General features: G+C 38.3%; 19 protein-coding genes and 1 rRNA gene. 6 read left to right on the top strand and 14 right to left on the bottom strand.

Features of this window, described 5'->3' with window-relative positions:
- The first annotated feature begins 2 nt into the window (after window positions 1–2).
- Window positions 3–530: a methyltransferase gene (locus IQ282_RS00855; protein ID WP_194850059.1), complete on the top strand. Its 528-nt coding sequence runs from the start codon at window positions 3–5 to the stop codon at window positions 528–530.
- A gap of 3 nt (window positions 531–533) precedes the next feature.
- Entirely contained in the window at window positions 534–1,385 is an 852-nt protein-coding gene (locus tag IQ282_RS00850) for a glycosyltransferase (RefSeq protein ID WP_194850058.1), read from the top strand.
- Here the strand turns inward: IQ282_RS00850 and IQ282_RS00845 are convergent.
- Together IQ282_RS00845 and pafA are read right to left on the bottom strand one after the other, a co-directional pair.
- Complete coding sequence (locus IQ282_RS00845; protein ID WP_194850057.1) at window positions 1,382–1,873, bottom strand: DUF6646 family protein; 492 nt, start codon at window positions 1,871–1,873, stop codon at window positions 1,382–1,384. The genes IQ282_RS00850 and IQ282_RS00845 overlap by 4 nt on opposite strands.
- A gap of 43 nt (window positions 1,874–1,916) precedes the next feature.
- Window positions 1,917–3,608, bottom strand: coding sequence for an alkaline phosphatase PafA (pafA, locus tag IQ282_RS00840; protein ID WP_194850056.1), 1,692 nt, complete (start codon window positions 3,606–3,608; stop codon window positions 1,917–1,919).
- A 95-nt stretch (window positions 3,609–3,703) separates the two neighbouring features.
- On the opposite strand from pafA, the gene IQ282_RS00835 reads away from it, so the two are divergent.
- Both IQ282_RS00835 and IQ282_RS00830 read left to right on the top strand, forming a co-directional pair.
- Window positions 3,704–4,438, top strand: a complete 735-nt coding sequence (locus IQ282_RS00835) for an MlaE family ABC transporter permease (RefSeq protein WP_194850055.1) — start codon at window positions 3,704–3,706, stop codon at window positions 4,436–4,438.
- Complete coding sequence (locus IQ282_RS00830; RefSeq protein ID WP_194850054.1) at window positions 4,438–5,202, top strand: ABC transporter ATP-binding protein; 765 nt, start codon at window positions 4,438–4,440, stop codon at window positions 5,200–5,202. Before IQ282_RS00835 ends, IQ282_RS00830 begins: the two co-directional genes overlap by 1 nt.
- 2 nt (window positions 5,203–5,204) lie before the next feature.
- On the opposite strand, the gene IQ282_RS00825 is transcribed toward IQ282_RS00830, so the two are convergent.
- From IQ282_RS00825 to fahA, 10 genes are all read right to left on the bottom strand, one after another.
- Window positions 5,205–6,629, bottom strand: coding sequence for a TIGR00341 family protein (locus IQ282_RS00825; protein ID WP_194850053.1), 1,425 nt, complete (start codon window positions 6,627–6,629; stop codon window positions 5,205–5,207).
- Complete coding sequence (locus tag IQ282_RS00820; RefSeq protein ID WP_194850052.1) at window positions 6,629–7,705, bottom strand: mannose-1-phosphate guanylyltransferase; 1,077 nt, start codon at window positions 7,703–7,705, stop codon at window positions 6,629–6,631. The genes IQ282_RS00825 and IQ282_RS00820 overlap by 1 nt, the downstream gene beginning before the upstream one ends.
- Window positions 7,702–8,301 carry a SprT-like domain-containing protein gene (locus IQ282_RS00815; RefSeq protein ID WP_194850051.1) on the bottom strand — a complete coding sequence of 200 codons (600 nt, stop codon included), beginning with the start codon at window positions 8,299–8,301 and terminating at the stop codon, window positions 7,702–7,704. Before IQ282_RS00815 ends, IQ282_RS00820 begins: the two co-directional genes overlap by 4 nt.
- Before the next feature lie 72 nt (window positions 8,302–8,373).
- Complete coding sequence (gene yidC, locus IQ282_RS00810; protein ID WP_194850050.1) at window positions 8,374–10,200, bottom strand: membrane protein insertase YidC; 1,827 nt, start codon at window positions 10,198–10,200, stop codon at window positions 8,374–8,376.
- 97 nt (window positions 10,201–10,297) lie between these two features.
- Window positions 10,298–11,914, bottom strand: a complete 1,617-nt coding sequence (locus IQ282_RS00805; protein WP_194850049.1) for a CTP synthase — start codon at window positions 11,912–11,914, stop codon at window positions 10,298–10,300.
- A gap of 207 nt (window positions 11,915–12,121) precedes the next feature.
- Window positions 12,122–12,523, bottom strand: coding sequence for an OsmC family protein (locus IQ282_RS00800; RefSeq protein ID WP_194850048.1), 402 nt, complete (start codon window positions 12,521–12,523; stop codon window positions 12,122–12,124).
- 4 nt (window positions 12,524–12,527) lie between these two features.
- A complete protein-coding gene (locus IQ282_RS00795) occupies window positions 12,528–14,585 on the bottom strand; it encodes a LysM peptidoglycan-binding domain-containing protein (protein WP_194850047.1) in 2,058 nt (685 codons plus the stop codon).
- Window positions 14,542–16,071: a glutamine-hydrolyzing GMP synthase gene (gene guaA / locus IQ282_RS00790; RefSeq protein WP_194850046.1), complete on the bottom strand. Its 1,530-nt coding sequence runs from the start codon at window positions 16,069–16,071 to the stop codon at window positions 14,542–14,544. Before guaA ends, IQ282_RS00795 begins: the two co-directional genes overlap by 44 nt.
- A gap of 75 nt (window positions 16,072–16,146) precedes the next feature.
- Complete coding sequence (gene bshC, locus IQ282_RS00785; RefSeq protein WP_194850045.1) at window positions 16,147–17,739, bottom strand: bacillithiol biosynthesis cysteine-adding enzyme BshC; 1,593 nt, start codon at window positions 17,737–17,739, stop codon at window positions 16,147–16,149.
- Between the two features lie 73 nt (window positions 17,740–17,812).
- Window positions 17,813–19,117: a fumarylacetoacetase gene (gene fahA, locus IQ282_RS00780; RefSeq protein WP_194850044.1), complete on the bottom strand. Its 1,305-nt coding sequence runs from the start codon at window positions 19,115–19,117 to the stop codon at window positions 17,813–17,815.
- Window positions 19,118–19,216: 99 nt separating this feature from the next.
- Here fahA and glyA point away from each other — a divergent pair, with 99 nt between their 5' ends.
- A complete protein-coding gene (glyA, locus tag IQ282_RS00775; RefSeq protein WP_194850043.1) occupies window positions 19,217–20,491 on the top strand; it encodes a serine hydroxymethyltransferase in 1,275 nt (424 codons plus the stop codon).
- Between the two features lie 343 nt (window positions 20,492–20,834).
- Here the strand turns inward: glyA and IQ282_RS00770 are convergent, their stop codons facing one another.
- Window positions 20,835–22,169 (bottom strand): sugar MFS transporter, encoded by a 1,335-nt coding sequence (locus tag IQ282_RS00770; RefSeq protein WP_194850042.1) that lies wholly within the window; start codon window positions 22,167–22,169, stop codon window positions 20,835–20,837.
- Window positions 22,170–22,868: 699 nt separating this feature from the next.
- On the opposite strand from IQ282_RS00770, the gene IQ282_RS00765 reads away from it, so the two are divergent.
- The gene (locus IQ282_RS00765) at window positions 22,869–23,879 is read left to right on the top strand and encodes an IS30 family transposase (protein ID WP_194850041.1); all 1,011 of its coding nucleotides are present in this window, start codon (window positions 22,869–22,871) and stop codon (window positions 23,877–23,879) included.
- Window positions 23,880–25,081: 1,202 nt separating this feature from the next.
- On the opposite strand, the gene rrf is transcribed toward IQ282_RS00765, so the two are convergent.
- Window positions 25,082–25,161 (bottom strand): 5S ribosomal RNA (gene rrf, locus IQ282_RS15115); the annotation flags it as partial.

Genomic DNA, 25,161 nt, shown 5'->3' with positions numbered 1-25,161 from the left:
ATTTGTACGAGAACACATTCCCCACAAAAAGATTTCAACGCACATTTGAATTCCTGCAAAAGCATATAGATACTGAAGAACTCATTCTAGATCTAGGTGTTTCAAACCCGTTTAGTGAGATACTGGTAGCTCAAGGTTATGCAGTTCAAAATACTGAAGGTGAGGATCTAGATGATGACATAAGCCTTGTCAAACAATTTGATGGTGCCGTGGTTACTGCATTTGAAATCTTTGAGCATCTCGTAAACCCTTATGGAGTTTTAAAAGCTATTCCCTGCGACAAACTACTGGTAAGCGTACCATTGAAACTATGGTTTTCAAGTGCTTACCGTAATCCTACTGACATTAGGGACCAGCATTATCATGAATTTGAAGACTGGCAACTAGATTATGTTTTAAACAAAGCCGGTTGGGAAATAAAGGATTCCATCAAATTTACCAATCCCACAAAAAAGCTGGGGTTACGACCTATCCTGCGTCATTTTACAGACCGTTACTATCTTGTATATTGCGAGCGATCTAAAATTTAGACTTTGCAAATTGCTATTATTATTCCCGCATTCAATGAAGAGGCTCTAATCTCACAGACGCTGGAAAGCTTGTGTGCGCAATCGCATCAACCCACCCAAATTATTGTTGTGGACGATAATTCCACCGACGCTACTTTTCAAGTGGCACAATCCTTCAGCAATAGACTTCCTATTTCTGTAATTCACAATGATTCTAGTGCAGAAAATATTCCAGGAGCTAAAGTCATCAATGCTTTTAAAAAAGGATTAGAAACCCTAGACCTAAATGACTTTGACATCATCTGTAAATATGATTCAGATTTGGTTTTTCCTGTTGATTATCTGGAAGCAATAGTAGTTCGCTTTCGCGAAAGCGAAAAAACAGGAATGGTAGCTGGACATTGTACCGTTCAAAAAAATGGTGAATGGACACTTGAAAATCAAAACAATCCGGATCACATACGTGGTGCTTTAAAGGCATATCGAGTCGCTTGTTTTAGGGAAATAGGCGGCTTGAAATCGAGTATAGGCTGGGATACGATGGATGAAATGCTAGCAAGATATTATGGTTGGAAAGTGGTGACAATTCCTGATCTACATGTTAAACATTTAAAACCAACTGGAGCTTCATACAAGCCTAATTCCATGAAGTTACAGGGCGAGGCATTTTTCAAAATGCGCTATGGTATTGTACTCACCTCTATTACTGCGTTAAAGATGGCAGCAAAAAAGAAAGAATGGCAGCTATTAAAAGATTATTTGAGTGGCTATTTTAAGGCACAAAAAAACGGCGTTGAACCATTATTAAATAAGGATCAAGGCCGTTTTTTAAGATCATATCGCTGGAAAGGGATACGATCTAAGTTAGGTTTCTAAAGGTTAAAAGACATTCCAAAATTAAAATTGAACTGATTGTTCAACTCTTCTTCTGGAGTTAAGTTAGCAGTGTCATATTTGGCAAAGGGAACCTGAGCTTCAGCATATACACCAAAGCCGTCTGAGAAAAAGTAGCGAGCACCTAAGTGACCTCCAAAGTTCTTTGTTCCAAAACTTAAACCTGGATACAAGTCAAACATATCGTCAATATTCATCACATTTCCAATGTTTGCATTAAATCGCAAACGCACATCTGCGCGTTCTCCAAAGTCAGCATCTAAATCATCGTCAACACCCAAAGCATAAATAGTTGAAATACCGAAGGAAATATTCTGTCCTACGCCATAATCATAGGTAGCATTAATTCCAGTTGCATTTTCTTGTGTGCTCAATCCCACTTGAAATTTTTGATCACCTTTCCCGGTAAAAGCTTGTCCCATGGAAAGTGAGGTTACAAACAAGGCTGCTGCTAATAGATAAATTTTCATAATAATTAATTTAAGGAGCAAATATAGTGGTATGAATATTTAATTATTTTAAAACTTTGGTAATAGGATTGCCTTTAGCAGCATTTGGAAAGCTGATTTTCAATAAGGAAGATATTGTGGGAGCGATATCTGTAATTTCAGTGCGATCTGCTGTCTGGCCATTGTTGATACCAAAACCATAAAACAACAGGGGAACGTGAGTATCATAACTCTGCGCGCTACCGTGTGTAGAACCGGTTTTAGAATAAACAATTACTCCAGGCTCTAACACCCATATCACATCACCGCTGCGTTTGTGGTGAAATCCGTTTTGTACTAATGCCGCCATTCCTGTGGTGAACTGGGCAGAAACCATAGCTTCTCTGGTGAAAACTTTAGCCACACCAGGATAATTGCGCATTTCATTAGCAACAAATTCTTGAATCTCGCTAAATGATATCTCGTTTTTAGACAATGCTTTCTGGTCAAAAAATACTTGGTCATTACTTACATTTTTGATCATTCCTGAAACACCATATTTTGTTGTAATTAGGGTATCCATATCTTTAATAAAGCTACGTTCATCAAAATATCCTGCATTAAATTTTTTTTCCTGTAAATAGGCTGGTACATTAACAGCCCCATGATCTGCTGTCAAGAAAACAGTATAATTTCCTTCCCCTACTTGGGCATCTAATGCTTTTAATAATCGCGCGATATCTTGATCTAACCTGAGGTAAGTATCTTCCACCTCTACAGAATTAACTCCATAATTATGTCCTACATAATCTGTACTGGAAAAACTGACAGCAAGGAAGTCTGGAATATCATCGACACCCATATTTTCTTCTTGAAGCGCTTTAATGGCAAAGTCTGCTACAATGGAATTACCATAAGGTGTTGCTTTTATTAAACTGTATCCACCATTTTTATCAGCTAGCGTCTTTAAGTCGTAAGGAAAGGTAGCTGTTTCTTTACCACGCATTCCTTTTTCATATTCATTCAAATCTGGACCGCTTGACGTATAACTAGATAAAGGATAAAGAGTTTCCCACAATTTAATATACTTTTCAGCAGGTTTTGAATTATTAAAGTCGGCCACCCATTGTGGGAGTTGTTTCATATAGAAAGTACTGGAAATAAAAACACCTTCATCACTGCCTCTAAACCAGTAAGCAGCATCTGCAGCATGCCCAGCAGGAAGAATAGCGCCACGATCTTTTACAGAAACACCTATCACTTTAGCACGACCTTGTGTGAACAATTCCAACTCATCTGTTACGGTTGAGCTCAATAGATTAATGGGTGACATTTTCCCTTCATCGCTGGTAGTACCCACTGGATCTGCAGATGCATCATCTGCATTATAAATAGATTTATCGATAAATTTATCATACCAGTTATTACCGATTATTCCATGATCTGCGGGTGTTGCTCCAGTATAAATACTTGCATGGCCCGGTGCGGTGTAAGTGGGAACATAATTATAATGATTGTTTGTAGCATTAAAACCCTCATTCATCAATCTCTTAAAACCATCATTTCCATAACGGTTATAAAACCTAGTTAGGTAATCATATCTCATTTGATCAACCACGATTCCTACTACCAGTTTAGGTGTTTTGAGAGAGGTCTCATTCGATGCTTTATTTGGTTTACCAGTCGCAATAGACTCATTTTGAGTCCGCTTTTGCGAAAGCGAACTACACCCCATTAATAGTGCAAAAAAGAAAATTAGAAAAGGATATGATTTCATTGTATTGTTTTGTGCAAAAATACGCATTGCAATTGCTGAGAAGTTTAAGAAAGGATTAAATCCCGCCTTCTTTTTTATCTATATATTTACCGCCAATGAAGATTTTGAGCCATTTAGGTAAATACATGATAATGCTGTTTGAGGTTTTTAAAAGACCTACAAAAGGTATTGTTCTTAAGGAACTCATTTTGAAAGAGATCAATGACTTGATCATAGGCTCGTTAGGTATTACGGCATTTATAGCTCTTTTTATGGGTGCGGTAGTTGCTCTTCAAACCTCACTAAATTTAGACAACCCATTAATACCTAAATCACTCATAGGTTTTGCGGTACGTCAATCCATTATACTTGAATTTGCCCCTACTATTATATCCATAATTATGGCCGGTAAAGTAGGTTCTTATATTACTTCCAGTATAGGATCAATGAATGTCACAGAGCAAATTGATGCCCTTAAGGTTATGGGGATAAATCCCTTGAATTATCTAGTTTTTCCTAAGGTGATTGCAATGCTTTTCTACCCATTTCTAATCGCGATAATAATGTTTGTGGGAATTCTAGGCGGTTTTCTTGCTGCCGTTTATGGGAATCTGGTAAGTGCTCAAGACTTTATCATAGGCATACAAGATAATTTTGTTCCTTATCAAGTACTATATGCGTTCATTAAAACAATGGTATTTGGTATGATTCTAGCTACCCTTCCCAGTTATCATGGCTACTATATGAAAGGTGGAGCTCTTGAGGTAGGACAAGCTTCTACAACATCGTTTGTATGGACTTGTGTAACCATAATTGTCGCTAACTATATTCTGACAACGATACTGCTATAATGATAGAAGTTAAAGGACTACATAAAAGTTTTGGTGATGAAACTATCCTGGATGGCATAGATGCCAAATTCATACGCGGTAAAACGAATATGATTATAGGATCGAGTGGCTCCGGAAAATCCGTTTTTCTTAAAAATATGTTGGGCCTATTCAAACCAGACTCTGGCGAGATCATTTATGATGGCGAGCTGTTGAGCGAGATGGATGGCGACCGTCAAAAAGAATTGAGGGAAAATATGGGTATGCTTTTTCAACATAGCGCCTTATTTGACTCGATGACTGTAGAGGAAAATGTTATGTTCCCGCTGCGCATGTTTACAAAGATGCGTCGTAGAGAAAGACAAGAACGTGCTAATGACATTTTAGAAAGGGTGAACCTAGTCAATTTAAATACTAAAATGCCTAGTGAAATTTCTGGTGGACAACAAAAAAGAGTTGCCCTTGCAAGAGCGGTAGTCAATAAACCAAAGTTTCTTTTTTGTGACGAACCTAATTCTGGTCTCGATCCTAAAACAGCGACGATAATTGATAACTTAATTCAAGAGTTGACTCACGAGGCTGACATTACTACTGTCATCATCTCTCACGACATGAATTCTGTACTAGAAATAGGTGAAACCATCCTCTTTTTAAAAGATGGTATTATTGCCTGGGAAGGAACTAATAAAGAAATTTTCAAAACTGAGAATGAGGCGGTGACTGATTTTGTCTACAGTTCTGAATTATTTCGTAAGGTGCGTATTGCACAGAACAAGGGACTTTAAATTTAAGGATTGCTTGCTTGAGCGGTTTGTACCCTAACACTATCCGACTGGATTCTATACTTGAGCCATTTACCCAATCGCTTGTTGATCGAGGTTCTTTCCACAGCACCTCCTGCATCTTCCTTATAATTGACGGTAAAAACGTCAACAGTGTCCATTTTATCACTGTCATATTTTCTAGTAATATTAGGAGCATAAGCAATAGTTTTAAGCTCTGGATACAGCAACAGGGCCTCTTCACTTATATTCTTGAACTCTTTATTTGATTGTTTAATACTCAACAACTCCTTCTCTAAATTATAGATCTTTTGACCTTGGTCCTGCAATAACTTTATGTCGTTGATTCTATCTTCCTGAATTGCTGTTATATCGCCATAACTCCCGTCCAATGCTGGTCCTGAACCTTGATAAAAAACCGGAGTCAGATTAGCTAATTTCTCATCCGACGCAAAATGAGCCTTCCATTGCTTTATAATATCATCGGGAACAGCTGCTCCAAAGAGGACTATATCTACCTGTCGTTTATCAAGATCTAATTCTTTGGTAGCCCTCATTCCATCATACTGGACATAATCTTTCATGAATGAATTTACAGCAGTACTCTGCACTTGTAACTGATAGAGTTGTACGAATAAATAAACAGATGGAGTCAGAACGAGAACACCCACGATTGTTGCTATAATTGAAACCTTTCTTCGTTGCTTTTGGTTGGCATATTTAACCATCGGGAAGCGCAGCATTTTACAAACCACAAAAGTAGAAAGCCCTATAAAGACGGTGTTTATGGAGAACAAATACATAGCGCCACTGAAGTATTCTAAATTACCCTCAGCAATACCATAACCGGCCGTACAAAGTGGCGGCATCAAAGCTGTAGCGATCGCAACCCCAGCAATAGCATTTGAAATCGTACCTTTTTTTGCCTTTGCAACTATAAGAGCGAGTCCCCCAAAAATGGCAACAAGAACATCTAGGATGGTTGGATAAGTTCTAGCTTCCAGCTCTGGTGTAAGCTCTGATATAGGAGTAAGCATAAAATATAAAGTGGCAGTGATAAGTGATAAAACCACCATTACGCCCAGGTTAATTAATGACCGGCGCAACATACGTCCATCATTAATTGCAACACCTAGACCCATTCCCACTATCGGTCCCATAAGTGGTGATATTAACATCGCACCTATCACAACCGCGGTAGATCCTACATTGAGCCCTATGGATGCCACAAATATGGAAAAAACTAGAATCCATGCATTGTGACCTTGAAAAGAAATATCCTTGCGAACAGATTCTATCGTTTCATTGCGATCAGAATCTTCCCGTATATCTAAGAGTCCATGTAAAAACTCTTTTGTATTATCCCAAATACCTAAAATGGATTTTTGATTCCCTTCTAGTTGAGCATCGTCGTGTGGCTTTTCATCCATTAGCCTATCAAATTACCATATTTATTCATCGCCTCATTTCTTATATCCTTAATATCTTGATCTGCCGTTTTAGGTATAATCATCAAAACATCATCTTCATCAACGATGATATAATCGTTTAAGTCTTTGATGATTACTTTTTTTCCCTTCGCTGTACGTATCATATTCCCGCTGGAAGTTTCTGAACTTAGATCTGCATTAACTACCGCATTCTCTTGTTGATCTTTGTCGAGTCTTTCATAAAGGCTACCCCATGTTCCTACGTCATTCCACCCAAAATCTACTGGCAAAACATACACATGAGTGCTGCGTTCCATAATGGCATAATCAATAGAAATATTTTTAGCTTTTGGATAATTTTCCGCTAGGAATATTTTTTCTCCAGGTTCATTGTAAAATTTAACTCCGTTAATAAACAGCTTATATAACTCTGGTTCCGCTTTCGCGAAAGCAGAAACTACAGCATCCACTGACCAGATAAAAGTTCCAGAATTCCACAAGAAATTTCCCGCATCGACATATTTTTTTGCCGTTTCAAAATCCGGCTTTTCACGGAATTGATTTACCTTTTTTACCGTACTATCAGAAGCTATGTATTCAATATATCCAAAACCTGTGTTGGGAGAATCTGGCTCCACACCCATTGTCATTAATGATTCTGGATGCTGTTCACAATACTGAAAAGCCGTTGTGAGATCTTGCTGAAATTGATCATCATTTTCCACAAAAGTGTCGCTAGGAGCAACAATCATAATGGCACTAGGAATTCTTTTTTGAATTTTTAAGGCAGCTAATAAAATGCAGGGAGCGGTATTGCGCATCGCTGGTTCTGCCACTATATTTTCTATCATTACCTCAGGCAACTGTTCTTTGACCAGGTGGATGTAGTCTGTGTTTGTAAGAATTAAAATTTGATCTGCAGGAACCTGTTTCTTTAAGCGGTCAAAAGTAATCTGTAACAAAGAACTTCCCAGACCCAGCATGTCGTGGAATTGCTTTGGGAAGGACTGTTTGCTGACAGGCCAGAAACGGGATCCCACACCGCCAGCCATAATTACTGCAAATTTATTATTCATAGATTTTTCCATAATTGAACGTGGACATTAGGTTGGAAAACATACATTTTACCAGTATCCACTTCCATGCATTCGTAGCGCTTGCGCAACTTCTTTCCTCTCTGAAATCTGCGCCCTTCTTTAGTCAGAAAGTAGGCGCCTAGCTCTAACTCAAATATATAGATTTTATTCGTCGGCGGGTCATAGGATTTTAAGGCAACGCTCATGGCTGCATCAGTATCGCTGCTAGCCTTAGGATTTCTAAAATGTCTTGCTAGAAAAGGTAACAAATCCATGGGAAAAATCTCAGGTCGCAAGAAGGGGAGCATCAACTGTTGAAAGGTACGCTTCCACTCTACTCCATGTGGTTTGATGCGATATCCATATTTTTTAAAAGCCACTAAATGTGCTATTTCATGCACTAAGGTAATCAGAAACCGGTATGAATTCAGGTTTGAATTGATCGTGATTTTATGAGACCCATCTGGCAATGGTCGATAATCTCCATGACGTGTTTGCCGCTCATTGACAATCTTTAAATGCACTTGATGGTTTTCTAATAAAGCAGTCAGTGGTTTGACCGCTATAGTAGGAAGATACTTATCAAGTACACTCATTCGTTAAGATCATTATAAGGACTATTTCCTATTAGGTTTTAATTTGCTTTGAGTATTGAATCCAAATTAAAGCTACTTCCCTTTTTTCTGTGCTTCTTGCTGCGCTTGAGCCTGCTCCATTATGGATGCCATTTTTGTTGCAAAGAGGCCTTTCTTTTTCTTAGGTTTTGATTTCGCTTTTTCGATTTTTGCAAGCACTCGATCCTTATCGATAATAAAATTCTTAATAACCAGCATAATACCTATGGTAATTAGGTTAGAAATGAAGTAATACAATGAAAGTCCACTAGCATAATTGTTAAAGAACACAAGCATGAACAACGGCGATAGGTACATGATAAATTTCATGTTAGGCATTCCAGGCTGCGGCGTTTGCATCGTCTGTCCCGTCGTCATTTGCATATAAAAGAATATGGAAATAGAAGCTAAAATTGGGAATAAACTGATGTGGTCACCGTAAAATGGAATTTTAAAACCATCAGAAAAAGTGTAGATAGCATCATAACTTGACAAGTCATTTGCCCACAAGAAACTCTTCTGACGTAAATCAAATGCAGTAGGGAAAAACTTAAATAGCGCAAAGAAAACGGGCATTTGAAGTAAGGCTGGTAAACATCCCGACAACGGGCTTGCACCAGATTCACTTTGAACCTTCATAGTTTCCTGCTGCTTTTTCATTGCATTATCCTTATACTTTTCTGCAATGCGGTTGAGCTCTGGGCGCAGGATCTTCATTTTAGCCTGAGTCAGGTAACTCTTATATAACACAGGCGATAGTACTAATCTTACACAGATTGTAAGAAGAATAATTGCAAGACCGTATGCAATACCTAGATCAACGGTAAAAAATGTAAAAGCCGGACGGATCGCAAACTCGTTAATCCAACCGAAAATACCCCATCCTAAATCCACAACCTCATCTAGGTTGCGACCATATTCATCCAGTATAGCAAAATCTGTAGGGCCAAAATACCAGTCCATATTATAGGCCAGTTCACCACCCGTGTATTCTAATTGTAACTGCGACTCAAACTCTTTAGTAAAAGTATCCTGATTTTCATTGATACTTTCAATGTTTTTTGATTTCATCAGTCCACTCACAAATGGAGTATCAGTCAATAGAATTGAAGAGAAAAAGTGTTGCTTATACGCAACATAACTTACATTTTCCTCTTCTTCATCAGCATTTTCTCCTTGCCCTGTGTAGTCATCACTACCACCATCGTACTCAAACTTGATCTCTGTATAACGGTTCTCATTAGACATACTTTGAGAACGTCTGTAAGCTTTCATTTGCCAGTCGATCACCGCATTGTCAGAAGTGTTTATGGCGTTTGCAATACCTTCTGACTTGATATTGAAATCAAGCATATAATCATCAGGCTCCATTTCAAATCTATACTCGATAGAACCAGATCCCACTGGAGCTTTAAGCGTTAAGACTTTATTAGCCCCATTTGTCGTTTCCGTGGGCGTAAAAATTAGGTCTTTTGTATGAATTTTCCGACCGTCTTTTGCTGTGAGTATTAGGTCAAAAACATGGTCGTTTTTCTTTGCCAGATAAACTGGTAGGGAATCGTAAGTATGAAACTTCTTAAGGTGAGCCTCTGTAATGTAACCACCTTTCGTATTGAATTTCAGGTCTAATAACTGATTGGAAAGCATTATTTCCTCTCCTACAGAACTCTGTTTTTGAAATGTTGTGGTAGAATCTTGAACGGTATCAACAGGCTGTTCTACGGCAGGAACTGTAGCGACATCATCTTCTATTTGAACTGTTTCTGCTTTCTGGTCAACCGGCGGCTCTTCCTCTTGATTGTAAACAAATGTGAGCATCAAAATCGCAAAAATCAGCGTCATGCCCAGTATGGTTTTCCAGTCTGTCTTTTTTTCTTCCATAATAAAACCCACTCTCGGGTGAATATGCTCTAATGAGCCTTAACTTAAAATATGTAGCGGAGTGCTTATAAATTTCGCTTTCGCGAAAGCGAACTCCTTACTTTCTTCCTTTTTTAAACTTTGCCGCTGCAGCCACAAATGATACAAATAATGGATGTGGTTTTGCAACGGTACTTTTATATTCTGGATGATATTGTACACCTATAAACCAGGGATGATCTGGAATCTCAATTACTTCTACAAGTCCAGATTTAGGGTTGATACCGGTGCTTTTTAATCCTGCATTTTCCAGTCGTTCCAGATACTCATTGTTAAATTCATAACGGTGCCTATGACGTTCTGAGATCATGGATTGCTTGTAAATCTCTTTAATCTTTCCAGATTTAAGTTCGCAATCCCATGCACCTAAACGCATCGTGCCTCCCATATCAAGAATATCTTTTTGATCTTCCATTAAAGATATAACAGGATTACTCGTCTTAGGATCCATCTCAACGCTATTTGCATCTTCTAGACCTAGAACATTACGACTGTATTCAATAACAGCCATTTGCATACCTAAACAGATCCCGAAAAACGGAATTCCTTTTTCACGAGCATATCGCACGGCTTCTATTTTCCCTGCTATCCCACGCTCGCCGAATCCCGGCGCCACAAGAACTCCATCCAGATGTGATAAATGTTCCTTCAATTGATCTATCTCAAGATGCTCACTATGAATTGATTCTATTTTAACACTCACTTCATTTTCTGCTCCTGCATGAATGAAAGACTCTAAAATTGATTTATAGGAATCCTGCAACTCGACGTATTTGCCTATTAAGCCTATCGTAATCTCAGACTTAGGGTTTTTATGGCGTTTTAGAAATTTATTCCAGTTAGTTAGATCTGGTGTATCACCAGTGCGCAGCAACATCTTTTTAATGACAACCGTGTCAAGACCTTGTTCCAGCATTTTATTAGGAACATCATAGATGGTTTCAACATCTATCGATTGTATAACAGCCTCTAATTTTACGTTGCAAAAACGGGCTAATTTCATTCTAATATCTTCAGAAAGCTCATGTTCTGTGCGGCATACAAGAATATCTGCCTGAACACCGCTTTCCATAAGTGTTTTAATACTGTGCTGGGTTGGTTTTGTCTTTAATTCTCCCGCAGCTTTTAGATAGGGAACAAGCGTAAGATGGATGACTAAAGAATTGCGATCGCCTAATTCCCATTTCAACTGGCGTACACTTTCTATATAAGGAAGTGATTCAATATCACCTACCGTTCCCCCTATTTCTGTAATCACAACATCATAATCACCGGATTTCCCTAGCTTTTGAATGCGATGTTTAATTTCATCCGTAATATGAGGAATTACCTGAACAGTTTTTCCTAGAAATTCACCGCGTCGTTCCTTCTCAATCACGCTCTGATAAATGCGACCGGTAGTCACATTGTTAGCTTGTGAAGTATTAACATTAAGAAAACGCTCGTAGTGACCTAAATCAAGATCTGTTTCTGCACCGTCTTCAGTTACATAACATTCTCCATGCTCGTAGGGATTCAAGGTACCAGGATCAACATTTATGTATGGATCTAGCTTTTGTATCGTCACTCGCAAACCTCTCGCTTGCAGCAGTTTTGCTAGCGATGCAGCGATAATCCCCTTTCCTAATGAGGAAGTAACTCCACCTGTAACAAAAATATACTTTGCATGTGCCATAGACCGCTTCCGCTTTTGAAAAACCAGCTGCAAAAGTACTTATTTTACCAGTAAATTAAGAATCTATGAGGAGCTAAAAATCGAGAATTCTGCAGTGGCTAATTTTTAATTTTGCCGCAATCTGTGAGCTATTTAAATAAGAATCCCCTAACCTGGTTTTAAATTAGGGGATTCTTACAAAAAATAGGCGACCAAACCGCTAGAAGATTAATTCCAGGTGAATGAGATCTTTTTTTCAATATCTGGATGTAGACTATTCATAACGGGACAAGTTTGACCTACCCGTTCTAAAATAAGTTGCGTGCGCTTATCGCAATTTCCCTTCATATCAAACGCTATTTCAATTTTAGATATGCGGCGTGGATCTGCAGACATAGTTTTGATGACGTTTGCACTACTAGAAGAAATATCAATTTCTAAATCCTGTGCTTTTATCCCCATAACCGTTAGCATGCAACTTGCCAGACCAGTAGCTATGGTGTCAGTGGGAGAGAACGCCTCTCCTTTACCGTTGTTATCTGTGGGTGCATCTGTATGAAAAACGTCACCGCTTTTTACATGTTTGGAAGCGCACCTTAGATCACCTAAATATGTTACTTGTGAGGTCATAGAATTAGTTTTTTTGATAGTCTTCAACTTCTTCAATACTCAAGTCTGGCTTGAATCTTAAAATATAACTGGCTTCGTTATAAAAACCAGCAAAGAATCTCTTGTTATATTCAAAACTGTTTTCAACCATTATCGTTTTACCATTGCGCATAGCGCTTTCATATAAATTGTCTGCACTTGCCTGGCGTAAGATAACATCCATAGTAACATCAAACCCTCTTGTAGCAAACTCACTAGGTGTGATTCCATGTTTTTTAAAGTAATGACTCGCAAAAACATTCTCACTACTTGTATTGCGGTTCATTTTAGGAAACGTGTAATTTACCGCAGCGAGGCTCATATTATTAATACTCACATTATCATAATCATTCATTCCCACCATGGTGATATCATAAGACCTTGCTTTGGCAGCATAATTAGATACGGCACCAGTTAAAAAGGTAATGTGATTTGCCGCAAGAATAACGACGTTTTTTTGTTCTTTACTTAATGCTCCCGTGTATTTGCTACTAGATATATAATTTTTTTTATCTGGATAAAGAATTTTAGCATTAGGGAACAGTGGCGCAAATTGTTGTTTCAATCCTGGCTCCGTATTATCTGTTACTATAATTACATTTTTTCCTTTAGCAAATCCTATCAAGTAATTTTTAAGACGCTCCATTAAAAATTTATCATCTGGACGCGCTTGAAATAAATTCTTATAGAGTCTGTTTTCTGAATTGCCAAAAGATACATTAGTCAATGGGGACACTACAGGAATATCATCATCCCTCAGCTCCCTAGCGACTGCTGTTACATTTTTTGCCATTAATGGACCTATAACACTGTTGTATTTCTTAAAGTCATTGTTCTTAATTATTCCTACAGATGTATTTTCATTATTACCTGTATCGTATATGTCATAATCTACAGTTATCCCCAATGTTCTTGCAGAGTCTCTAGCAATCATCATCCCACTATAAAAGTCAGTAGCAATTCTTACGGTGCGGCTTCCTTTTAGCAATTCACTATAATTCCCATTTGAAGCGCCCCTAGCAGAAAATGGCAACATGACGGCAATGCGCTGATTCTTGTAGTTGCGTATACTGTCTACCAGTCGTGCATACTTTGCTGATTTGTTCGATACTAAATACCTGTCATTTTCCTTCACAACATTTACAGGTAAACGTAAAATCATTCCTGATCGCACACCTTCCTTAAGTTCTGGATTCAAATCCTCTAATGCATCTTTAGAAAGTCCTGTCATTTTTTTCAGGCTGTACATGGTCATTTTGGCTGGCACCTCATATTCCCTGTACTTCCCATCGGGATTTGTATTCTTATCTTCTTTAGTCGTTTCCTTAGATTTAACAACTGGTTCCTTATCTTTTTTAACTGGTGCGATGATTACCGGTTTTATAGATTCCTCTAATTCATAAGGAACATTTAATACCATTCCCTCCTTCAACTCGTCCACATCTCGATTGAGATCATTTAATATGTCGATTGAAATGTTGTGCTTTTTTGCTACCCTATACCTGCCTTCAGATTTCTCAACTCTGTATTTTCCCGGTGGCAAATCCTTTTGATTAGGAGAAGAACCTATGTCTGAAACATTAGAATAAGATGAAGGTGAAAAAACTGGAATCTGAATTTTATCTCCTTTTTGCAAGGATTCTGAATACAGCTTTTTATTGGCCTCCTTAATATCCATAACCGTCACACCGTACTCTTTAGCAAGAGTGTAGAGAGTTTCCTTACGATTTACTTTGTGAACTTCGTACCGTTCGACAGTTCTGGTTGTAAGGATTTTATTAGACTTAGGAATCAATAAAACAGCTCCTGACTTTAAACCCATTTTAAGATCTGGGTTGAGTTCCATCAACTGTTCTGCTGTAATATTATATTTATTTACGATCTTATAAATAGTGTCGCCTTGTTCAACCTTATGTCGCTCATAGCTTTGTAAGATGGAAGAGTTCGCTTTCGCGAAAGCGAAACAAACTATCAGAATTACTGCAATATATCGTATCATTTTATTCCCATTCAATGGTTGCTGGCGGTTTAGAGCTGATGTCATACACCACTCTATTAACGCCTTTCACTTTATTTATTATCTCGTTGCTGGTATCCTGCAAAAATTTATGCGGTAAATCCACCCAATCTGCGGTCATACCATCTGTACTTTCCACTGCTCTCAACGCAATACATTTTTCATAAGTACGCTCATCACCCATCACTCCTACTGAATTCACAGGAAGCAATATTGCACCGGCTTGCCACACTTTATCATATAATTCCCACTTCTTTAAGTTTGCGATAAAAATCGCATCTGCCTCTTGAAGCAAGCGTACTTTCTCTTGATCTACATCGCCTAAAATTCGTATCGCAAGTCCTGGTCCTGGGAAGGGATGACGGCCTAAGAGATTAGGTGCCATATCCATTTCTGCTCCCACGCGGCGCACTTCATCTTTAAATAGCATGCGCAATGGTTCAACAATTTTCAATTTCATGTAATCTGGCAAACCACCTACATTATGATGCGATTTAATGGTTGCACTAGGGCCGTTTACAGATATGCTTTCTATGACGTCTGGGTAAATCGTTCCTTGCGCCAAAAAGGTAACATTCTCAATCGCATGGGCTTCATCATCGAAAACTTCAATAAAAACCCGACCTATCGCCTTGCGTTTTAACTCTGGATCTTCTAATCCTTTTAGGGCATCCATAAATCGTGCCGTGGCGTCAACACCTTTCACGTTCAATCCCATGTCCTTATACTGATGCAAGACCTCGTCAAATTCATTCTTGCGCAGCAAACCATTGTTTACAAATATGCAATACAAGTTCTTGCCTATAGCCTTATGCAATAAAATAGCAGCAACACTAGAGTCCACGCCACCACTCAATCCTAGAACGACCTTATCATCACCTATCTTCTCTTGTAATTCTGAAACGGTCATATCTACAAATGCACCTGGAGTCCAGTCAGGCTTCAAACCAGAAATCTCGATTAAGAAATTGTGTAGTAATTGCTTCCCGTCTGTGCTGTGATAAACCTCTGGATGGAATTGAATTCCATAGGTTTCTTCACCATCGATTCTATATGCTGCGTTGATCACTTCTTGAGTACTCGCAAGAGTTACAGCATTTTCTGGTAAGTCTTTAATGGTATCACTGTGCGACATCCAGACTTGAGAATTCTCGGTAATATTTTCAAAAAGTGCTTCGGCATCTTTAATAATGGTAAGATTTGCACGGCCGTATTCTCTAGTGCTCGATGGAGCAACTTTACCACCATGAAAATGGGCTAAATATTGTGCTCCATAACAAACTCCCAATAAGGGCAATTTTCCTTTAATTTTACTCAAATCTGGGTGTGGTGCATCGTCTGCACGAACAGAAAATGGACTTCCTGATAAGATTACCGCTTTAAACGGAGATAAATCTTCAGGAACTTTATGGAATGGATGGATCTCGCAATAAACGTTGAGCTCTCTCACACGTCTGGCGATAAGCTGTGTGTACTGGGATCCGAAATCTAGAATTAAGACACTGTTTTGCATGCGCAAATTTACTTTAATAAATAAAAAAGAGACGTTTCCTTAACAGGCAGTTATCAAAAAACATAAATGAACTTCTCACAGCTCGATAACCGTAAAATCAAACTCCAGCGGATTCAATGAATCTTTCAAAATATCAAGCAACTCAGGTCCATAATCTTTATAATAGTAAGAGAAGTTTGCTTGTCGTTCTTGAAGACTATCAGAGGGAAACAATTCGTGCTGGATCTTAAGTGCACGGCTGGTGTGGTCGCTCCACTTATGTTTCTGAGCTTTTAATAATCTCTTTTCTAGATGCTCTAATCCTTTAATTTGTTTGCGTTCTTGAGCTCCTACGGCACCTTTAAATGAGGGATCTGTTTGTTGTGCTACTGTGTACAATTCTTCAAACTGTTTTTTGAGGAATTCTTTTTGAGATGCAAAGTCTATTTCTATTTCTGAAACCTTATTAACAATCTGTACTTCTAACTCAAAACTTTTTTGAAATAGATCTTCTGGAATAAGGTCTAATTTTTTCAGTTTTCCCAGCTGTTTGCTATCGATCAATAATGCTGAATTACGCAGCAACAATACCGGAAACGGAATTTCTTGAGACTCAAAATAATCCTTTAACTCCAGCCAATATGCAATCTCACCGCCACCGCCTATGTAACATAAGTTGGGTAAAATAATTTCCTGGTATAAAGGACGCATGATGACATTAGGAGAAAAACGCTCTGGATGCATTTTCAACTCCTGTAAAATCTCTTTTTGTGAGAAAACTTGATCATTACCATCGAGAAAAAATTGACCGTCTTTTTTTATAATGCGGTAACGATCATTATCCGTCAAATAAAACAGGTTGATCTCTCTCGGGTTGACTTGAACTTTATAATTAGCATTCCAGTTTTCCAGGGTTTTAGAAACCTGTTTGTAGGATTCTTGATGTTGCAATTCGGTTTTAAAGAAGGGAATGGCTAGCTGCTTGAGTTTTACATCATCAGCATCAATTATGACCAGTCCATCATTTTTGAATAATTCATGTGCAAGGAATCTAGTAGCATTTGCAAGATTATTCTCCTTATAAGAATCGGTGAAGAGCTGGATTAAGTCCGCTGCATGTCTAGAAGAACCTAGTAACAATTGTAATTGTTCTCGCACTTGATCTAGGCCGTTTGTTTCTAGTCTTCCCACAGCACCGCTACTCTGGCGATCATAAACCAATTTGCGCTCACCAAAATTAAAATATTTAATTTCATCAAAATCATGATCTTCCGTCGCCATCCAGTACACTGGCACAAAGTTATTTTCTGGATATTCCTCAGAGAGTGTTTTACATAAATTAATCGTACTAATTATCTTGTATAAAAAGTAAAGCGGTCCAGTAAAAAGATTTAATTGATGACCTGTAGTAATTGTAAAAGTCTTCTCATCCTCTAATAGACTGATGTTTTCTAGAGTTGCATCTGCATCTTTTATAGTTTTATATTGATCTACTAAAGCATTTTTTAAAACCTGTCGTTGGGTTGATAGATTATGCTGTTTAGATTTCTCATTTATCTGATCCTTGAAATTTTCAAGATTAGGGAAACGATGATACAGGCTACTAACAGAATCTTTTTGATCCAGATAATCCTTAATTAGGTTTGAAAAATATCTCAAACGCTGGTATGGAATTTTGGAGGTACTCATTAATTTAATGGAGTGAATGGTGTAGAATTATTTGAGGATATTACGCTTTCGCGAAAGCGAAACGTTCAACAAGCTATTTAATAGTTTTCGGCTTAGATTTAGACTGATAAACTGGTAAAATCTTATTCTTAACTTCACCAAACCCTATGCGGATAGGACCGTTGTGACAGTAACCTCTCATGGTAACCGTATCTTGATCATTGATGAATTTACGTTCTGATCCATCATTCAATTTCACAGGTTTCTCGCCGCCCCAGCTCAATTCCAGCATGGAGCCATAGCTGTCAGCAGTAGGACCAGAAATTGTACCACTACCCATCATATCACCACTAATCACACGGCAGCCATTGATTGTGTGGTGTGCAAGTTGCTGGGACATGCTCCAGTATAAGTGTTTAAAATTTGATTTAGAGACCGTCGTAGGTTTTCCGTTTTCCGGTGTTATATCTACTTCTAGATGGATATCAAATGATTTCTTGCCGTTTTGCTTGAGGTAATCCATAACCGGTTGCTCTGGTTCTGGACCAGCACAACGGAAAGGCTCTAAAGCATCCATAGTCACGATCCAAGGACTCATGGAACTGGCAAAGTTTTTTCCCAAAAACGGACCTAAAGGAGCATACTCCCATTTTTGAATATCCCGCGCACTCCAGTCATTAAATAACACCATTCCAAAAATGAAGTCCTCTGCCTTCTCAACTGGAATAGGCTGACCTAAATTATTAGCATCTGTGGTTATGAATGCCATTTCTAACTCAAAATCAAGAGAGTTTGAGGGGCCGAAAACGGGTGTATCAGAATCCTTAGGAAGCTGCTGTCCCTGTGGTCTGTGAATAGGGATGCCTGATGGAACTATCGAGCTGGACCTGCCGTGGTATGCAACTGGCATGTGCAACCAGTTAGGCAACAATGCATTCTCAGGATCACGAAACATGGTTCCCACATTTGTAGCATGTTCCTTACTGCTATAGAAGTCTGTATAATCTCCTATTTGAACTGGCAATTGCATTTCTACATCATCAATATGAAATATAATACGGTTGCGATGTTCTTTGTGATCACGCAGCTCTGCATTTTCCTTATTAAAAATCTCGCCAATTCTATTGCGCACTAACCTCCATGTTTTCTTTCCATCAGAAATGAAATCATTGAGCGTGTCTTGCATGAACATATCGTCAGTCAACGGCACATTGTCAAAATAGCCCAACTCTTGTAAAGCACCTAAATCGATAGCATGATCTCCTATGCGTGTTCCTATGGTAATTACATTTTCTCTAGTTAAAAAAACTCCAAATGGAATGTTTTGAATAGGAAAATGAGAATCCTGGCTATAACCTATCCATGAGGTTCGATTTGGGTGATTGGTGAGTTTAGGCATGAGTCGTTTTTAGGTTGTTAAAAAGTAATGATCAAATATATCATTCCTTCATACTAACATAGGTCTTGTAATGTATTTTTGTATTTAAATTTATCACAAATGGCAGCAATGGATAACGAAATATTTGATCTAATCGAACTAGAAGGGGAACGCCAAGTTTCTGGACTGGAACTAATAGCAAGCGAAAATTACGTAAGTGAAAATGTAATGAAGGCAGCTGGTTCAATTCTAACTAATAAATATGCAGAAGGATACCCAGGAAAAAGATATTATGGTGGCTGCGAGATCGTGGATCAAGTGGAGAATATTGCCATTGAAAGAGCTAAATTATTATTCAATGCAGAATATGTAAATGTTCAACCACATTCTGGAAGCCAAGCAAATACGGCAGTTTTTCATGCATGCTTAAATCCTGGTGATAAAATTCTAGGTTTTGATCTTTCCCACGGTGGACATTTAACCCACGGCTCCCCTGTGAATTTTTCTGGAAAACTTTACGAGACTTCATTTTATGGTGTTGAAAAAGAAACCGGTTTATTGGATTATGATAAAATACAAGAGATAGCGGAAAAAGAGCGACCTAAAGTCCTCATCGCTGGTGCATCAGCATACAGCAGAGAAATCGATTATAAACGATTCCGCGATATCGCAGACTCAGTAGATGCTATTTTATTAGCAGATATTGCTCATCCAGCTGGTCTCATCGCCAAAGGATTATTGCAGGATGCTGTAGAACATGCGCATATATGTACGACAACTACCCACAAGACATTACGAGGACCACGAGGTGGTTTGATTATAATGGGAACCGATTTTGAGAATCCGTTTGGTCAAAAATTGAAAAACGGGAATCTTAAAATGATGTCCAGCTTGTTAAATAGTGCTGTATTTCCTGGAAATCAAGGCGGTCCATTAATGCACATTATAGCTGCCAAAGCTGTTGCCTTTGAAGAAGCGCTTCAAGATGATTTTTTACATTACACTGTTCAAACTAAAAAAAATGCAGCGGCTCTAGCTAGCTCGCTCATGGCGAAAGGCTACAATATCATATCTGATGGAACAGACAATCATATGATGTTGATTGATTTGCGCAACAAAAATATTACTGGAAAAGATGCCGAAATTGCTTTAGGTCACAGTCATATTACGGTAAATAAAAACATGGTCCCATTTGATACGGAATCACCGTTTGTCACCAGCGGTATAAGAATAGGAACTGCTGCCATTACCACTCGCGGTATGGAAGCAGATAAAATGGATAAAATAGCCGGCTGGATTGATGATGTAATTATGAATTCAAATGATGCAGATAAGCTGGAGAAAATCGGTGAAGAGGTTTCAGCGTTTACTTCTGGATATCCCATATTTGCGTAGTGACAATTAATACGAGAACGCTGCGATTTAACCTTGAGATTATTTTAAAAAACAGTAATTTAAACGTCGGTCTAAATCGTTAGCTCACTTATGAAACTGAGAAAACACGTCAACTAATTTAGTTTAGTTAACTATCTAAAAAAGCTCAAGAATGAGAATTCTTGAGCTTTTTTTTATTTAGTTTTTTAGTTAAGTATGGAAGTTGAGTTATTTTAAAATAGCTAAGTTAAATTTTCTGAGTCTTTAAGTTTTACTCCAACCAGGTTTGGGCCAATTGCATTCGATAACTATTAATTTCATTAGGATTCGAAACGACGTGAACTCTCTTTATCAGTTAACTCTTCTAATAATTAACTTGAGATTTCCTTTGAGTACCTTTCATTTTGTGTCCCCATACTGCAAAAAACAGAATGATTAAATAACATGGAATCAAAATCCAATAACCATCTGTGGAAGCACTCCCGACGGATGCTGCATCGTTAACGCCGGAATTTATTAAATCGAGCCTATTACTATCCACTATTCTACCATACAATGGCGGTATTATCGCTCCTCCAGAAATAGCCATGATTAATAGCGCAGACGCTGTTTTAGTATGTCTACCAAGACCATCTAAGGTCAATGGCCATATCGCTGGCCAGACTAATGCATTTGCAATTCCCAAAGCAGCAACAAATAATACCGATGTAAACCCTGTTGTGGAAAGAACCAAAATACTGAAGACAATCCCTAAAAGCGCACTAGCAATTAATGCCGTTTTTTGCTTCACATATTTCGGTATTAAAAATACACCTACAGCATAAGTAGCAACCATTGCCATCAAGGTGTACGTGGTGAAGAACTTTGCTTCCGTAGCCGGGATTCCTAAAGATATGCCGTAGGAGATTATGGTATCACCAGCGATCACTTCTGCACCAACGTAAACGAATAAAGCCAAAACACCCAACCATAAATGTGGGAATTGAAATATTGACTTTTTAGTCGTGGTTCCATTATTAACTTCCTCTAATGCAATAGGCTCTACATGTGGAAGAGGAGCCTTCCTGATAAGTATTCCTAATATTGCCAGAACAAATGCCATAATTATATATGGTATGAAAACACTATCTGCCATGGTATCTAACAGCAACGTTTTTTCCGATTCTGAGGCCGTTGTAAGCTGTTCTTGAACAGCATCAATACCAGAAAGAAGTATGGCACCAAAAACTAAAGACCCCAACGCCCCAGCTGTTTTATTTGCAATTCCCATTATTGCAATACGTTTTGCACCACTTTCAATAGGCCCTAGTATGGTAATATATGGATTAGCGGCTGTTTGTAAAATAGTCATCCCCATTCCTTGAATGAATATTCCAGCTAAAAACACCCAGTATGTTCTAGCTTCCGCAGCAGGAATAAAAATCAAAGCTCCCACTGCCATGACGAATAACCCTAGAGACATTCCCTTACGATATCCTATTTTATTCAAAATATATGAAGCGGGTAACGCCATAACTACAAATGAAATATAGGAAGCAGATGCTACTAGATATGATTGTGTCTCCGTAAGTTCATTGATCGTTTTCATAAACGGGATAAGAGCCCCATTGATCCAAGTTACAAAACCGAAAATGAAAAATAGTCCAGCAATAATCAATACCGGGATTAGATTATTTTGAGGTTTTAGATTCATGCTCATAAGTTTCTGTTAGTTAGTTACAAGCTCCTAAAATAAGATTACCCGTTGAATTTAATCAAAAGACTCTATGCAGATTTGAACTATTTTTTTTCTCGTTCTCAATTTCTTCTAGACTTCTTTGAAGCAATATTAATTGAATAAAATAGGTTTATTGATAATTGGAGGAAAATAGCTAACGAATAGAACTAATTTTAGTTGCAGAAACTCCTAATGAGATAGATGCAGATTTACGATTTATCATTAGTAAAAAAATATCAATTACTGCGTTTAGTCCAAAAAAAGCAATCAAATTGGATTGTCGACACAGCCAGTCGATTCTCGAGCTTTACTTAAGATACTCACTATTAAAAAGTCAACCAATAAGAGTTTATAGCAACTAAAATTATTGGCATAGGAATAACGTCTTTTCGCTTGCGCGAAAGCTAACTAATTTGAGTACTTATAAAGCACACTAAGATTATACTGTCAAGTATATCTGAGTGCAACTGAACGTTCATAAATTACAGTGTTGAATCCATTTATGAAACACATCTATCTTATAGATTCTCAATGGGATTTTTGTAGCTAACTTTCTTTTCTGTCATTAATTCAATAATCTTTCTATTTGGTTTATTCTAAGTTCAACACATAAGTGCAACTCAAATTAAAATCACTTGGAGGCTAGCCTCCAAGTGATTGGCCAAGTGCTAAATTTGTTTTGTGAAAAAATATAGACAACTAGGCCTTGAGCAAAGATACCAAATAGGTGCGTTGCTGGAGGCAGGAAAGAACAGGAGAGAGATCGCTGGGATCATAGGTGTCCACAAGAGTACAATCGGTCGTGAGCTCAAGCGTAACATTGGTAGTCGAGGCCTCCACGCAGGTATATATGTACCACGTCTAGCTGTAGAAAAGACTAAGACCAGGCATGGTTCAAAGGCAAAGGCGATCAAACTGACCAAAGAGCTAAAGGATCAAGCAGCCTCGTGGCTGCGGAAGGAGCAGCTGAGTCCAGAGCTCATCGCGGTGGAATGGAGTTTCATGGATGTTGAGGGGGTCTCGCTGGAGTGCATCTACCAATGGATCTGGGATTCCAAGAAAAGCCACCGCAAAGAAGACATAGCCTACAGGGATCTGTACCCCTTCCTGAGGCATGGCAGGCGGCGCTTCAAACGCGGGAACTACAGGAACACAAGGGGAACGATAAAAAACAGGACATCGATAGAGGACCGTCCAAAGGTTGTCGACAAACGTGAAAGACTTGGAGATGTGGAAGTCGACCTTATGATGGGAAAGGATCATAAGTCAGCCCTTCTGGTCATGACAGAAAGGACAACACTTATAACGACGCTTGACTTTTTAAGTTGCAAGGACTCATCCGTGGTTGAAAAGATAATCAACGATCGGATAACGCGCATGGGAAGCAGCTGGATAAAAACCATGACCTTTGATAATGGAAAGGAGTTCTCCAAACACGAGGGAATAGCTGAAAAACATGGGGTCAAGACCTATTTTACGAGGCCGTACACCTCTCAGGACAAGGGAACCGTCGAGAACCGAATAGGACTAATAAGAAGGTTCCTGCCCAAAAGGACTGACCTGAACCTAATCAGTCAGGCAAGGATCAGAGAGATCGAAAGAATGATTAATAATAGAAGAGTCAGGAAATTTGGATACATTAGTCCAATAGAAAAATTAAAATCAACTTGGCCAGTTGCACTTATGACTTGAACATGGCTATCATCTAGCTTGAGACTTTTCCTATTTATGGATTATTTTAAAAGAACCTTCTAATTATACAATTATATTTTCGATGGTTTCCCTACCATCAGCGTGTACGATCGTGAATTAAGTCTTTTGATTCAGCTAAAGTGATATCCGATAAGATTTGCAAACTGCTTTCCATTAATAAAGATGGCCTTCATTATCCAGGCCCTGGTGAAATTGCCCAACCTCTCGTTTATCCCATAACGTGCCTCTTCCGCATTCTTGTCGGGTAGCTTATGGATCATGGACAATCGGATCAACTTGTCAACCATCATCAGGTTCAATTCAATATTTCCTCTTATTGAACGGTATTCAACCCTTTTGGGTCTTTGATTGTTATTGGTACCGTAAAAGCTTTACTCCATATTACCACGCTCCTATCTTCTATCCTGATGATGAAATCGCCAATAGAGCTGCTTATATTGTGTATAGTCTCGATGATTGCACTTCTTCGCCATCCATATCTATTTATAGATTATCTCGCGACATAAGTTCAACTCGAAAAGCCTTTTATCATAAATTCAGGACTACAATACTCATACTCCAATAAGTTCTTGACGGATCTCTCGAGCATTTCGGTATGATTTATTATTTTTTGTTTAAACAAATAGTATTAATCCGTCTTTTCAGGGGCATGCTCGCCAAGGTAGAACCAGGCAAACTACTCTATTAATGGAAGGATGCGTCATGGCTTCCGGCTAATGATACTCTTGTCTACAACAATCAACACCTAATTAAGTAATATATTAAACCGGCTTTAAATCAGATACATTGACGGTTGGTACGGTTGTTTTTTTTTATGAAAGATCAATGTAAATATTGAACTTATAATGTACAAATACGTGATTCGAACAGTACAATGTGAAGGTAGAGAATTTAGTAAACTAACAAATCAATATTTCGATTAGTGAGATTAACTATTAGTTTGCATTAAATACAAACCCTAATCATTTTTGTAATTGATCCGAATAAAAATTGCTAGATAATAGGGAATGACCTATTGTATCAAGAATGTGATAAGATACTACCATCCAAAAAGATCACTGTAACCACGGATTTAAGAGCTAGATTCAGAAGCTAATGATCGTTCCAACGGTTCCGGTTTATGGATTAGGAACTGGCATTAACAAAAAAATCCCCCAACCGTTAGGTTGGGGGATCATTAAAGAAGGCGGCGACATACTCTCCCACCAATAGCAGTACCATCTGCGCAAATGGGCTTAACTTCTCTGTTCGGAAAGGTAAG

It is taken from the genome of Nonlabens antarcticus (genome assembly GCF_015356755.1).
Lineage (GTDB): Bacteria > Bacteroidota > Bacteroidia > Flavobacteriales > Flavobacteriaceae > Nonlabens > Nonlabens antarcticus.
Note: the sequence above shows the minus strand (reverse complement) of the source record. Positions and strands in the feature narration are given on the sequence as shown.